The sequence below is a fragment of the Streptomyces sp. NPDC087906 genome (assembly GCF_055584925.1).
Genome location: NZ_JBVJLC010000009.1, coordinates 16071 through 29772, shown reverse-complemented (window position 1 = coordinate 29772; position 13702 = coordinate 16071). Strand labels below are relative to the sequence as shown.

Here is a 13702-nt window from a genome sequence, read left to right as displayed (position 1 = left end):
CCCGGCCGCTCACCGGGGCCGCTGATTCCGGCCGCTGATTCCGGTCGCTGATTCCGGTCGCCGACCCCGGCCGCTCACCCGGGGCCGCCGATCCGGGCGACCGCCGCCCGTCCGGGGGCCCTCCCGGGGGCCCTCCTTCGTACCGTACGGTGCCGTACGTTGCTTCGTGCGACGGAGGAGGGCCACCTATGACCGGGCTACGCCTGGGACCACTGCTGCGATACGTCGACTGGAACGCCGCGGGCACGGCGACCGTATGGATCGAGGCCGAGCGGCCGTGCACGGCCGAAGTGCGCTGCGCCGACGGCGCCGGCGGGTCGTCCCGTACGTTCCAGATCGGCGGCCACCACTACGCGCTGATCCCGGTGACCGGCCTCACGCCGGGCACCACCACGCCCTACGAGGTGCTGCTGGACGAGCAGCCCGTCTGGCCGCCACCGGACTCGCCGTTCCCGCCGAGCACCATACGTACGCCCGAGGTGCCCGCAGCCGAGCTGCGCGTCTCCTTCGGCTCCTGCCGGTGGGCGGCGCCCGCCGAGGGCGCGCACGACCCCGTGGGACCCGACGCGCTGGACACCCTCGCGTCGAAGCTGGCCGCCGATCCCGAGGCGCGACGGCCCGATGTGCTGCTGCTCGTCGGCGACCAGGTCTACGCGGACGAGACGTCGCAGCACACCCAGGAGTGGATGGCCAAGCGCCGCGACCTGGACGAGCCGCCGGGTGCCGAGGTGGCCGACTACCAGGAGTACACGCATCTGTACGACGAGTCCTGGTGCGACCCCGAGGTGCGCTGGCTGCTGTCGACCGTGCCCAGTTGCATGATCTTCGACGACCACGACGTGATCGACGACTGGAACACCAGCGCCTCCTGGCTCGCCGAGATGCGCGAGACGGCCTGGTGGCAGGAGCGGCTGCTGAGCGGCCTCATGTCGTACTGGGTCTACCAGCACCTGGGCAACCTCTCACCGGACGAACTGGCGGCGGACGAGCTGTACGCGGCCGTGCGGGCGGCGCCCGACGGCACCGATCTGCTGCGGGAGTTCGCCTCCGAGGCGGACCGGGACCCGGAGGGCGTGCGCTGGAGCTACCGGCGCGACTTCGGGCGCACCCGGCTGCTGATGGTGGACTCGCGCGCCGCGCGCGTCCTGGCCGAAGAGGACCGCGCGATGCTCGACAACGGCGAGTCGCGCTGGGTACGGGAGCAGGCGCTGGAGGCGCGCGGTTCGTACGACCACCTGCTGCTCGGTACGTCGCTGCCGTGGCTGCTGCCGCCCGCCATCCACGACGTGGAGAGCTGGGCGACGGCGCTGACCGGCGGCGAGCGGGGCGCGCGGTGGGCGCGGATCGGCGAATGGATGCGCAGGACGGGCGATCTGGAGCACTGGGCGGCCTTCCCGCGCTCGTTCGAGGAACTGGCCGCGCTGATCGCCGAGGTGGGCAGCGGACCCGAAGCGCCGGCGACGGTGTCCGTGCTGTCGGGCGACGTGCACCACGCGTACATCGCCGAGCCGAAGTGGCCGGGCGGCCAGCCGGACGCGCACGTCGTACAGCTCACGTGTTCGCCGGTGCACAACTCCGTACCCAGCTATATGAAGTTCGGTTTCCGGTTCGGCTGGAGCGGGTTCGGCAGGCGGCTGGGACGGCTGTTCAAGCGGCACGGCCGCGTCCCTGACCCGTCGGTGAACTGGCGCAAGACGGGCGGCCCTTGGTTCGGCAACCAGCTCATGACCCTGACGCTGAGCGGCCGTTCGGCCGGGCTGCGGCTCGACCAGGCCCGCGGCCACGACGGCGGGAAGGACAGCGACGGCACCGGCGGCAGCGCCGAACTCGTCACCGTGGACGAGAGGTCTCTCACTCAGGACTCCTGAACCAGGTCATAGCTCCCCGAACGCGCGCCCGCCGTGCAGCGCGCCGCCGTGTGAAAGTCCTGTGAGGTGGACAACATCATCCCACCGGGTGATCTCGGCTTATTCACACAGGCGTACGCTGTATGGCTGGTAAGCCGTCCCTGCCGCTCCTGCGACATCGCGGCACTGTGACGGGATCGGGGAGACGGAAAGTGCTGGACAGTTTGGGGCCGTTGACGGGCAGCCCATGGATCTACGCGGTCGTCGCCGTCTCCGTACTCCTCGATGTGTTCGTGCCCGTACTACCCAGCGGTGTCCTGGTGGTGACGGCGGCCACGGCCGCCGCCGCGGGCTCCGACACCGTCGCCGTGGCCGCCGACAAGGTCTCGCACGTGGCGCGGGTGCCGCACGAGGTGCCGTCGCTGCTGATACTCGTGCTGTGCGCGGTCAGTGCGTCCGTGCTGGGCGATCTGGTGGCGTTCCGGCTCGCGCGGATCGGCGGTGACCGGCTCGACCGGGCCATCGCCCGCTCCCGCCGGCTGACCAGCGCGCAGGCACGTCTCGGCGCTGCGCTCAGCGCGGGCGGCGGTCTGCTGGTCGTGATAGCCCGGTTCGCCCCCGCGGGCCGCTCCGTGGTGTCCCTCGGGGCCGGTGCGGCGCACCGCAAGGTGCGGGAGTTCCTGCCCTGGTCGGTGCTGGCGGGGGTGGCCTGGACCGCGTACAGCGTGGGGCTCGGCTACTTCGGCGGCCAGTGGCTGGGAGCGAGCTGGGTCGGTACGGCCATCTCCGTACTGGCGCTGTTCGCGGCGGGAACGATCGCGGGCCTGGTCATGCGGCGCCCGGCGGCGCGAGCGGCACAGGCGGCGCACGCGCAACGTACCGAACTCGCGACGGCGCCGACGACGGCGCCGGTCGTCTAGAGCCCGGCCCGGCCCGGCCTGGGTGGGCTGCGCTGCTACGACGCGGCTTTCGCCGTCGCGCCCCGTACCTCGATCCCGGCGAGCAGCCGCTGCGTCGCCGCCGCGATCTCCTCGACGGCCTGGTCGAACACCTCGCGGTTGTGCGCGGCGGGCGCGCGGAAGCCGGAGACCTTGCGTACGTACTGCAGGGCGGCGGCCTGAATCTCCTCCTCGGTGGCCTCTTCGGGGAGTACGGGCGGGCGGAGGGTCTTGATGCTGCGGCACATACGTCCAGTGTGCCGCGCGTGCGCCGCCCCTGTCATGGCCGCTCCGGAACGCGTCCGGAGCACGTCGGGAACGGATGCCGGAACGCGTCCGGAGCGCGTCCGGCCGTCGGTCGGCTCACTTTCCCGGCGCCGTGACCTCCGCCGGGGGCGCCGTGCTGTCCCGTACCACCAGCCGCGTGCCGAACTCGATGCTGGACTCGGTGTGTTCGGAGCTGCGCAGCCGCAGCAGCATCCGTACCGCCTCCTCCGCCATCGCGACGAGCGGCTGGTCGACGGTCGTCAGCGCGGGGCTCGACCACCGCGCGGGCGGAATGTCGTCGTACCCGACGACCGACAGATCTTCCGGGACCTGGAGCCCGCGCACCCGGGCCGCCTCCAGCACCCCCAGTGCCTGGAGGTCGCTGCCCGCGAAAATCGCGGTCGGCCGGTCGGGACCCCGCAGTAGTTCGAGCGCGTGGTCGTGTCCGGCGCGTACGTGGAAGTCGCCGAATCTGACGAGCGCGGGGTCGGTCTCAAGTCCCGCCATGCTCATCGCCGAGCGGAACCCGTCGAGCCGCGCGAGGGAGCAGAGCATGTCCTCGGGCCCGGTGATGACGGCGATCCTGCGGTGGCCCAGCTCGATGAGATGCCGGGTCGCGGCGAGGCCGCCGGCCCAGTTCGCCGAGCCGACGGACGGTACGTCGGGCTCGGGGTCGCCCGCCGGGTCGACGATGACGAACGGGATGGCCCGGGACCACAGCTTCTTCTTCTGCTCGTCGGGGAGCGTGGAGAAGACCAGGATCACGCCGAGCGGCCGGCGCCGCAGCACCCCTTCGACCCAGTCGGCGCCCGGCGAGTGGCGGGTGCCGGTCTCGGTGAGCACGACGCTCATGCCGTTGGCCTGCGCCACGTTCTGCACACCCCTGATGAGCTGCATGGACCAGGTGCTGTCCAGCTCGTGGAAGACGATCTCGATCAGCGGAGCCTCGGGGGGCGTGGGCGCCGAGCGCCGGTAGCCGTGCTCGTCGAGCAGCTCCTCGACCTTGACCCGGGTCGGTGCCGACACATCGGCCCGCCCGTTGAGCACTTTCGAAACTGTCGAAAGCGAAACCCCGGCCTGAGAAGCCACCTGGGCGAGGGTGACTCGACCTGCACTCCTGTCTTCACGCATGGGCTGAAGGATAAGGCACCGAGCCCTGTAACGGTTTGATCGCACAGGAACAAGGCTGTTGACCCATCCACGGCCGGACCTTACGGTCACTCGCCAAGAAGACTTTCGGCAAAGAGGCCGATACTTTCGAGGGGTCGATCGATGAAGACACGGTTTTCTCGGACTGTCGCGAGCGGCGCCGTCCTGGCGCTGGCACTGAGCCTGGCGGCGTGCGGCGGGGGCAGCGGCTCCGCCGGCGGCAAGGACGAGTTCCACGTACTCGTCTACGGCGACGCGGGCAACAAGGTGGAAAAGCAGATCGTCGCCACCTTCAACAAGACCTCCAAGGTCAAGGCGGTGCTGGACACCATCCCCGGCGCCGACTACCAGCAGAAGCTGCAAACGATCATCAACACCCCGCAGGCCCCCGACGTCTTCTTCAACTGGGGCGGCGGCAGCATCCAGCCGTTCGTCAAGGCGGACCTGCTGCTCCCGCTGGACGACATGATCAAGCAGGACCCGGCGCTCAAGGCCAACTTCCTGCCGTCGGTGTTCAACAGCGCGGCGATCGACGGCAAGGCGTACGGCGTGCCCATGCGCGGCACCCAGCCCGTCCTGCTGTTCAACAACAAGAAGGTGCTCGCCGACGCCGGGGTCCAACCGCCGCAGACGTGGGACGAGTTGCTCGCGGCGGTCAAGAAGCTCAAGGCGAAGGGGGTCACCCCGATCGCCCTCGGCGGCGGCGACCAGTGGCCGACGCTGATGTGGTTCGAGTACCTCTACGACCGGACAGCAGGACCCGGGCTGATCGAAAAGGCCCTGTCCGGCGACAAGAGCGTCTGGGACAGCGCCGACAGCAAGAAGGCGCTCGGCATGCTCAAGGAGCTGGTCGACGCGGGCGCCTTCGGCACCAACTACGACTCGGTGAAGTTCACCGACGGCGGGTCGCCTGCGCTGCTGGCGAGCGGCAAGGCGGGCTTCGAGCTGATGGGCTCGTGGGAGTACTCGACCCAGCAGAACGCGGCTCCTGACTTCGCCAAGAACGACCTGGGATACAGCAACTTCCCGAGCGTGCCGGGCGGCAAGGGCGACGCGGCCGACCTCGTCGGCAACACGAACAACTTCTACTCGGTGCTGAAGAAGACCAAGCACGCCGACGACATCGCGAAGTTCCTCAAGCTCATGTACTCGGACGAGTTCGTCAAGGCGCAGTTGGCCGTCGGCAACCTGCCGACCACCACCGACACCGACAAGTTCCTCGGCACCGGCGGCGACCCGGACTATCTGAAGTACCAGCTCGATCTCGTGGGCAAGGCACCGGCGTTCCAGCTCTCCTGGGACCAGGCGTACACCCAGGACAACAGCACGCCGCTGCACCAGGCCGTGCAGCAGTTCGTGAACGGGCGGCTGGACGCGGGCGGCTTCATCAAGGCCATGCAGGCCCTGAAGACCAGCGGCTGAGCGCGGGGCGAGCGACGTGAGGCTACCGAAATGACCGACCGGACGGCCCGCCCCGGGCTCGGCTGGGCGCTGCCCGCCGTACTGTTCTTCGGACTGTTCGCGATCGTCCCGCTGGTGCTGGTCGCCGTGCTGTCCTTCGCCCGCTGGAACGGCCTGGGCGCACCGGAGTTCGCGGGTTTCGACAACTGGGTCACGCTCTTCCACGACCCGGTGATGATCAAGAGTCTGTGGCTCAGTGTGCTGCTCACCGTGCTCGGCGCCGCCGTACAGACGCCGCTCAGTCTGCTGCTCGGCGTGTGGGCCGCCGGGCCGCAGCGCAACCGCGCGGTGCTGGCCGCGATCTTCTTCGTACCGCTGCTGCTGTCGGCCACCGCCGTCTCCGTACTGTGGCGGGCGCTGCTCGACCCCAACTTCGGGGTGCCGGCGCAGGCCGAGTGGCTGTTCGGGGACGGCAATCTGCTGGGGTCGCGCACCGGCGCCATCGGGGTGCTGGTGCTGGTGGGCGCCTGGCAGTTCACACCGCTGCACACGCTGATCTACCAGGGCGCCACCAAGGCCGTCCCGCAGGTGCTCTACCAGGCGGCGGCGATCGACGGGGCCGGCACCGTACGGCAGTTCTTCCACATCACGCTGCCGCAGCTCCGCAACTCCATCCTCACGTCGGTGATCCTGATGATCGTCGGCGGGCTCACCACCTTCGACACCGTGCTGATCCTCACCCAGGGCGGTCCGGGCACCGACACCACCATCAGCGCCTTCTACATGTACCAAAAGGCCTTCAAGAGCTTCGACTTCGGCGCGGGCGCCGCCATCGCCCTGCTGCTGGTCGTCGTCGCCACGGTCATCTCGCTGATCGTGGTGCGGATTTCGGGCTACGACAAAATGGCCGGCACCCAGGAGGGGCTGTGACCCGAGGCCGCCGCGGCTCGCTGAGCCGCCCCAACTACGCCGCGGGCTTCGGCGCGTTGCTCTGGCTCTGCGTGGTCGGTCTGCCGATCTACGTGATGCTCGGCGCCACCGTCCAGACCCGCCCCGACTACAGCGCGAACGGCGCCTTCGCCTTCCCGAAGCACGTCACCCTGTCCAACTACGCGGACGACTTCACCAGCGGCTTCGGCCGGTACTTCCTCAACACGGCGATCGTGACGGCCAGTGTCGTGGCGATCGTGCTGCTGCTCGTACCGCCGCTGGCGTTCGCGATCGTCCGCAACAGGGGCGTGGCCACCTCGCGGGTCTTCCGGCTCTTCCTGCTGGGCCTGGCCATCCCCGCGCAGGCCGTGATCGTCCCGATGTTCTACGTGATCAGCAAGGTCGGCCTCTACGACAACCTCATCGGCGTCATCCTGCCGACCGCCGCCTTCTGCATGCCGATCTGCGCGCTCATCCTCACGGGCGTGATGCGCGACATCACCGGTGAACTCTTCGAGGCCATGGCCATCGACGGGGCCACCACCCGGCGCGTCTTCTTCGAGTTGGTCGTCCCGCTGTCGAAGAGCGGGCTCGCGACGATCGTCGTGTTCGCCGCGCTCCAGGCGTGGAACGGCTTCCTCTTCCCGCTCGTGCTGACCCAGTCGGAGAACACCAAGGTGCTCACCCTGGGGCTCTACAACTTCCAGACCCAGTACGGCATCGACATCCCCGGGCTGCTGGCCGCTGTGGTGCTGTCCACCCTGCCGGTCCTGCTCGTCTACCTTTTCGCCCGACGGGCCCTGGTCCAGGGGCTGATGGGCGTCGGAGGAAAGTGAACGACAACGTGACCACCGACATCCGCCGCACCCCCTCCGACTCCGTCGCCGCGCGCCGGGCAGCGCGAGTCGAGGAGCTGATCGCCGCCATGACACTGGAGGAAAAGCTGGCGCAGTTGTACGGGCTGTGGGCGGGCGCCTCCGGCGACGGCGCCGAGGTCGCCCCGCACCAGCACGACACCATGGACGAGCCGCCCACCCTTGAGGAACTGCTGCCGACCGGGCTCGGACAGCTCACCAGGCCGTTCGGCACCCTGCCCGTCGACCCGGCGCTCGGCGCGCTGTCGCTGCTGCGTACCCAGACGCTGATCGCCGCACGGAATCGTTTCGGCATCCCGGCGCTGGCCCACGACGAATGCCTCGCCGGCTTCGCCGCCTGGGGGGCCACCGCCTACCCCGTACCGCTGTCCTGGGGGGCCGCTTTCGACCCCGCGCTGGTCAGGGAGATGGCGGCGGCGATCGGCACGGACATGCGGTCGGTCGGCGTCCACCAGGGCCTGGCACCGGTGCTCGACGTCGTACGCGACGCGCGCTGGGGCCGGGTCGAGGAGACGATCGGCGAGGACCCGTACCTGGTCGGCACGACGGCCACCGCGTACGTCCAGGGCCTGGAGTCCGCCGGGATCGTGGCCACGCTGAAGCACTTCGCCGGCTACTCGGCGTCGCGTGCGGGACGCAACCTCGCACCGGTCGGCATGGGCGCGCGGGAGCGGGCCGACGTCATCCTGCCGCCGTTCGAGATGGCGGTACGGGAGAGCGGCGTCCGGTCCGTCATGCACGCGTACAGCGACACGGACGGCATCCCGAGCGCGGCCGACGAGGAACTGCTGACCACGCTGCTCCGGGACACCTGGGGCTTCGAAGGCACCGTCGTGGCCGACTACTTCGGCGTCGCCTTCCTGCACAGCCTGCACGGTGTGGCGGCGGGCCTCGGCGACGCGGCGGCCACCGCGCTGACGGCGGGCGTCGACGTCGAACTACCGACGGTAAGCGCCTTCGGGCAGCCGCTGCGGGACACGATCGCGGCGGGCGGGCTCAAGGCGGAGTTCGTGGACCGGGCGCTGCGGCGGGTGTTGACGCAGAAGGCTCAACTGGGGCTGCTGGACCCGGAGTGGAGCCCGGTGCCGACGGCGCTGGGAGATGTCGGGGCGGGGCTGCCGGCCGGCGGTACGGGGGACGCCGGCGACCAGGACCGTACGGAGGCGGCCGAGCGGCTGCGGGGCACCGTCAGTCTCAACAGCCCGGCGAACCAGGACATTGCCCGGCGCCTCGCCGAACAGGCGGTGATCCTGCTGCGCAACGACGGGACGCTGCCGCTGGACCGCCCCGCCAGGATCGCCCTGGTGGGACCGCAGGCCGAGGTCCCGACGGCGGTGCTCGGCTGCTACTCCTTCCCCGTCCACATCGGCTCGCAGCACCCGGAAACACCGGTCGGCATCGAACTGCCCACGCTGCGCGCCTCGCTGGCGGCCGAGTTCCCCGGCAGCGAACTCGTGACCGAGCGGGGCGCCGGGATCGACACCCCCGGGACCGACGGTTTCGCCGCCGCCGTCGAGGCGGCGCGGGACGCCGATGTGGTCATCGCCGCCCTGGGCGACAGGGCCGGGCTCTTCGGCCGGGGCACCAGCGGTGAGGGCTGCGACGCCGAGAGCCTGGAACTGCCGGGCGTACAGCAGCAGTTGCTGAACGCGCTGCTGGACTCCGGTACGCCGGTGGTGGTGACGCTGCTGGCCGGACGCCCCTACGCGCTCGGCCGGGCGGCGGACGAGGCGGCGGCGATCGTCCAGTCGTTCTTCCCCGGTCAGGAGGGCACCCCCGCCGTCGCCGGGGTGCTCGGCGGCCGGATCAACCCGTCGGGCCGGCTGCCGGTGAGCGTTCCGCGCCTCGCGGGCGCCCAGCCGTCGACGTACCTCGCGGCGCCGCTGGGCCGCGCGAGCGGGGTCTCCAACATCGACCCGACACCGGCCTTCGGCTTCGGGCACGGGCTGACGTACACCTCGTTCGCCTGGTCGGACCTGGAGGTCGGATCGGGCGAGACCGGTACGGACGGTGCGCTGGAGTTGTCCTTCACGGTGCGCAACACGGGTGGGCGGACGGGTGTCGAGGTCGTCCAGCTCTATCTGCACGACCCGGTGGCGTCGGTGGTCCAGCCGGTCCAGCGGCTGATCGGTTACGCGCGCGTCGAGTTGGCCGCGGGACAGTCGGCCAGGATCGGCGTACGCGCCCCCGCCGACCTCGCGTCCTTCACCGGGCGCGACGGTCAACGGATCGTCGAGCCGGGCGAGTTGGAGCTGCGGCTCGGCGCGTCGAGTGCGGACGTACGGCTCACGGCACGCTGGCTGCTGAGCGGGCCGGTACGGCGGGTTGACCACACGCGCGAGCTGCACGCGCGCATCACGGTCGAGAGCTGAGAGGGACGTGACGCCGTTGCCGCGCCGGGGCCGTCGAAGAGGCCCCGGCGCGGGAGGCACGGCTGCCCGAAACCTTGTGGGGAGCGGATGTCACACTCCCGGCTCCAGGACACTCTCAGGGGGTGTCAAGCGACCACGGCGACAAGGGGGACCCGATGTCCGAGACTCCAGCGGCGGACCACCACACCCACGAAGGTGCCGCGGACGCGGCGACCTCGGTGTTCGTGGACAACCGGGAGCTGCTGTTCTCGCTCGTGTACAACATGCTCAGCAGCGTCGCCGACACCGAGGACGTCCTGCAGGAGGCGTGGCTGGCGTGGGTCGCCAGATCGACGGCGCCGGACGCCGAGCCGATCGAGAATCCGCGCGCCTATCTGGTGCGGATCGCGGTGAACGGAGCCCTTGCCAGACAGGCGGCGATCAAGCGCCGCCGCGAGACGTATGTGGGCCCCTGGCTGCCTGAGCCGCTCGTCACGTCCCTCGCCGGGGCGAAGGACCCGGTGGAGGCGGGCGACGCGGCGGAGGCCGTCGAGCGCGCCGAGTCGGTGTCGCTGGCGCTGCTGGTGGTTCTGGAGACCCTCACTCCGCTTGAGCGGGCGGTCTTCGTGCTGCACGAGGTGTTCGGGTACCAGCACGCGGAGACCGCCGAGATCCTCGGCCGCACGCCCGCCGCCGTACGGCAGCTCGCGCACCGCGCGCGGGAGCACGTCCAGGCCCGCAGGCCCCGCTACCGCGCCGATCCGCGGCTGCGGCAGCAGGTGACCGAGCGGTTCGTGTCGGCGGCCTTCGGCGGCGACCTGGAGGAGCTGCTGCAGATGCTGGCGCCCGACGTGACGCTGTGGAGCGACGGCGGCGGCAAGTCCTCGGCCGGCGGCCCGCGCCCCGTCCACGGCCGCGACAAGGTCGCCCGCGTCCTGCTCGCGGGAGCCCGCAGGGCGGCGGACAACACCCGTGTCAGCTACCGGCAGGTCAACGGTGACCCGTCGGCGCTGGTGTTCCACGGCGATACGCCGTTCGCGGTGATGGTCCTCGATCTGACGGAGGACGGCGCGCAGGTGAGCGACATCTACAACATCAGCAACCCCGACAAGCTCTCCGGGGTGGAACCTGAAGAAGGCCGGGGCTAGGGAGTGTCCGCGAAGTGTCGTCGTCCGCCCGCGAGCCGGACGAGACTTCGCGGACACGGCCTAGAACGGGGTGGCCCCGCTCCCGGAGACCCTGAGTCGGCCGCTCCCGATGGCGGTGTGCGTGGCGACCACGGCGCCCTCCCGCCCGTCGGGGAGCCGGATCGTCACGTCGTCGTCCTCCATGTGCAGGAAGAAGTCGTCGGCCGTGTCGTCGGTCTGCACGCTGCCGCCCCACTGCTGGACCTGACCCGAAAGGCTCGCGCTCAGCGTGGCGTGGACTGACATCTCGGAGCCGCCGGCGACGAGTGTCGCGGGCCCCTGGTAGTTGCTCATGTCCTCAGTGTGCGCTCCTCGGAGCCCGGCCCGGCACGATCGGGGGCGCGGAGCGGCGTCAGCGGGTGAGGCCGCGGAGTTTGTCGGGGTTGACCTGGAAGCGGAGTTCGGTGATGCGGCCGTCGGTGATTTCCAGTGTGAGGGCGCCGGCAGGGTGGCCTTCGAGGGTGAACAGGACGCCCGGGTGGCCGTTGATGGCGGTGAGGGAGCCGCTCAGACCGGTGAGTTCGGGTTTGGCGAGGACGCCGAGGACCCAGCGGGCGACCGGGTCGGCGCGGTGCAGGGGGCGGATGGCCGCTGTGACCTTGCCGCCGCCGTCGGACCAGGCGGTGACGTCCGGGGCCAGCAGTTCCATGACGGCGTTGAGATCGCCGCCCGCGCAGGCGGCCAGGAACTTCTCGGTGACTTCCCTGCGGGCGGCTTCGTCGGCGTCGTAGCGCGGGCGACGGGCCTGCACATGCGCGCGGGCGCGATGGGCGGTCTGGCGTACGGCCGCTTCCTCGCGTTCGAGGGTGCGGGCGATCTCGGCGTACTCGTAGCCGAAGACCTCGCGCAGCACGAACACCGCGCGCTCCAGCGGGCTGAGCGATTCCAGGATCACGAGCATCGCCATGGAGACGGAGTCCGCCATCTCCGCCTCCTCGGCACCGTCCGGACCCGTGGGGCCGGTCAGAAGTGGCTCCGGCAGCCACGGTCCGACGTAGGTCTCGCGGGTGGCACGCGCGGAGGTGAGCCGGTTCAGGGAGAGCCGGGTGACCGTACGCACCAGGTAGGCGGAGGGGTGCCGGACGGTGCCGCGGTCCACCGCCGCCCAGCGCAGCCAGGCGTCCTGGAGGACGTCCTCCGCGTCCGCCACGCTGCCCAGCATCTGGTACGCCGTGGAGAACAGCAGCCCCCGGTGCCGGGTGAAGGGGTCCTCGTCGTCGGTGCCCTGGCCGCTGGGAGATTCACTCACCCGGTCAGGTTGTCAGCAGCGAGGCACCCTCTGCAACCGCCCGCACGCCCGCCGTCGTATTCCTGTGCGACGGCGACCAGCCCAGCTCCGCGACGGCTTTCGTACTGTCGAGCCGGATCCGGGTCAGCATGATCGCGCGGGCCAGCGGCGCCGCGTACAGCAGCCAGCGCGGCACGGTGAGGGGCCGCGGCGCACCGAACGCCTTGGCGACCTCCTTGACGTGCGTACCGAAGCCGAGCGGCTGCTCGTCGGCGATGTTGTACGCCTCGCCCGCGCGGCCGGCCGTCACGGCGAGCGCCAGAGCGCGTGCGGCGTCGGAGACGTCGACCCAGGAGAGCTGGTAGTGCTCGTCGGCGATCACCGGCAGAGCCCGTTTGCGGACCATCGGCAGGATGGTGGTGTCGGTGACGCCCGCGCCGTAGAACATGCCGAACCGCAGCGTGACGCCGTCGAGGCCGTCGGCGCCGAGGACCAGCTCCTCCTTGGTGCGCATGGCGGCGACGTGCCGCTCCAGGTGCCGGTTCTCGGAGTGCGGCCCGAAGGGTGTTCCCGCCTCGGTGACCGGTTCGTCGCCGTGGTCCCCGTACCCGTAGCCGAACATCATCGACTCGGCCACGAAGCGCCGCGCCCCGGTGGCGCGCGCGGCGGCCAGCAGGTTCGGGGTGCCGGTGAGCCGCAGCGCGTCGGTGCCGTTCATGTCCTTGTGCTGTGTCATCGACTTGCCGGACAGCGCGGTCGCCGCGTGGACCACCACGTCGAAGCCGAGCCCGTCGACCGCCCGGAGCAGCGCGTCGCGGTCGAGGAGGTCGGCGCGCACGTCGTTGGCCTGGCCCCGGCCGAGCCGCGTCACCTGATGCCCGGCCGTCGTCATCCTGTCGGCGGCGAGCCGGCCCAGAACACCGCTTCCGCCTGCGAGCAGAACCCTCATGTCGTCCTCCGTCAGTGGCGGGCCGGAGGTTCACCGGCCGCATCGTCGAGGTCCATAGGACAAGGGAGGGCCTGCTCTCGTGACATGTGCGGATGTGATGTGGGTCACATGTCGGGCCTCGCCTTGTCCGCGCCGTCGGCGGGCGGCGGCCGGACGGCGTCGAACGCCTCCACGACCGACAGCAGAGCCGCCATGAGCAACGGCTCGCTCGCCGCCGCGCCGGGCCCGTCGGGGTGCCCGGGGGCTCCGCCGGGCCCGCGCAGGAAGGCGACCAGTTGTTCGACTCTCGCCTGGGGCGCCCCCTCGCCGCGGGGCAGCGCGGCAAGCTGGGCCTGCAGCCGCTCCACCAGACCGCGGCCTTCCTCGGACTCCGGCATGTAGGTCATGCGACCAGGAGTGCCACACGGTCCCAAGGGGCGGCTAAAGCACCCGGCCGGTAGCAGCTCCATGGCAATACGCGGCGCCCGCGCTGCCGCGCCTCTGGCAAGAATCCGGGGCAGCCGCCCGGACATGGCAGCAGACGGGCAGGAAAAGGTCCCGGGCGTGCCGTGGTTGCGTCGCGGTCGGCGGGTTCGTTGAC

At 70.9% G+C, this 13702-nt stretch carries 13 protein-coding genes; 7 read left to right on the top strand and 6 right to left on the bottom strand.

All coding sequences use genetic code 11. The features are described from left to right. The first annotated feature begins 188 nt into the window (after positions 1-188). Positions 189-1868, top strand: a complete 1680-nt coding sequence (locus tag ACZ63I_RS24590) for an alkaline phosphatase D family protein (protein WP_469341157.1) — start codon at positions 189-191, stop codon at positions 1866-1868. A 191-nt stretch (positions 1869-2059) separates the two neighbouring features. Beyond that, positions 2060-2767 (top strand): DedA family protein, encoded by a 708-nt coding sequence (locus tag ACZ63I_RS24585; RefSeq protein ID WP_469341156.1) that lies wholly within the window; start codon positions 2060-2062, stop codon positions 2765-2767. 35 nt (positions 2768-2802) lie between these two features. On the opposite strand, the gene ACZ63I_RS24580 is transcribed toward ACZ63I_RS24585, so the two are convergent. Next, positions 2803-3033 (bottom strand): DUF2277 domain-containing protein, encoded by a 231-nt coding sequence (locus tag ACZ63I_RS24580; protein ID WP_469341155.1) that lies wholly within the window; start codon positions 3031-3033, stop codon positions 2803-2805. A 115-nt stretch (positions 3034-3148) separates the two neighbouring features. Beyond that, a complete protein-coding gene (locus ACZ63I_RS24575) occupies positions 3149-4183 on the bottom strand; it encodes a LacI family DNA-binding transcriptional regulator (protein WP_469341154.1) in 1035 nt (344 codons plus the stop codon). A gap of 141 nt (positions 4184-4324) precedes the next feature. Here ACZ63I_RS24575 and ACZ63I_RS24570 point away from each other — a divergent pair, with 141 nt between their 5' ends. From ACZ63I_RS24570 to sigJ (ACZ63I_RS24550), 5 genes are all read left to right on the top strand, one after another. After that, positions 4325-5623 (top strand): ABC transporter substrate-binding protein, encoded by a 1299-nt coding sequence (locus ACZ63I_RS24570; RefSeq protein ID WP_469341153.1) that lies wholly within the window; start codon positions 4325-4327, stop codon positions 5621-5623. 30 nt (positions 5624-5653) lie between these two features. Then, positions 5654-6532 (top strand): carbohydrate ABC transporter permease, encoded by an 879-nt coding sequence (locus ACZ63I_RS24565; protein ID WP_469341152.1) that lies wholly within the window; start codon positions 5654-5656, stop codon positions 6530-6532. Continuing rightward, on the top strand, positions 6529-7368 hold the full coding sequence (locus ACZ63I_RS24560) for a carbohydrate ABC transporter permease (RefSeq protein ID WP_469341151.1): 840 nt from the start codon (positions 6529-6531) through the stop codon (positions 7366-7368). Before ACZ63I_RS24565 ends, ACZ63I_RS24560 begins: the two co-directional genes overlap by 4 nt. A gap of 8 nt (positions 7369-7376) precedes the next feature. Next, positions 7377-9779 (top strand): beta-xylosidase/alpha-l-arabinosidase, encoded by a 2403-nt coding sequence (locus ACZ63I_RS24555; protein ID WP_469341150.1) that lies wholly within the window; start codon positions 7377-7379, stop codon positions 9777-9779. A gap of 155 nt (positions 9780-9934) precedes the next feature. Continuing rightward, positions 9935-10906, top strand: a complete 972-nt coding sequence (gene sigJ, locus ACZ63I_RS24550; protein ID WP_469341149.1) for an RNA polymerase sigma factor SigJ — start codon at positions 9935-9937, stop codon at positions 10904-10906. Positions 10907-10966: 60 nt separating this feature from the next. Here the strand turns inward: sigJ (ACZ63I_RS24550) and ACZ63I_RS24545 are convergent, their stop codons facing one another. The 4 genes from ACZ63I_RS24545 to ACZ63I_RS24530 all read right to left on the bottom strand — a co-directional run bounded on the left by ACZ63I_RS24545 (position 10967) and on the right by ACZ63I_RS24530 (position 13508). Continuing rightward, the gene (locus ACZ63I_RS24545; protein WP_469341148.1) at positions 10967-11239 is read right to left on the bottom strand and encodes a DUF4873 domain-containing protein; all 273 of its coding nucleotides are present in this window, start codon (positions 11237-11239) and stop codon (positions 10967-10969) included. 58 nt (positions 11240-11297) lie between these two features. Continuing rightward, positions 11298-12107, bottom strand: coding sequence for an RNA polymerase sigma factor SigJ (sigJ, locus tag ACZ63I_RS24540; RefSeq protein WP_469341363.1), 810 nt, complete (start codon positions 12105-12107; stop codon positions 11298-11300). Between the two features lie 91 nt (positions 12108-12198). Then, positions 12199-13122, bottom strand: coding sequence for an NAD-dependent epimerase/dehydratase family protein (locus tag ACZ63I_RS24535; RefSeq protein WP_469341147.1), 924 nt, complete (start codon positions 13120-13122; stop codon positions 12199-12201). Between the two features lie 104 nt (positions 13123-13226). Then, entirely contained in the window at positions 13227-13508 is a 282-nt protein-coding gene (locus ACZ63I_RS24530; protein ID WP_469341146.1) for a hypothetical protein, read from the bottom strand. Positions 13509-13702: the final 194 nt, after the last annotated feature.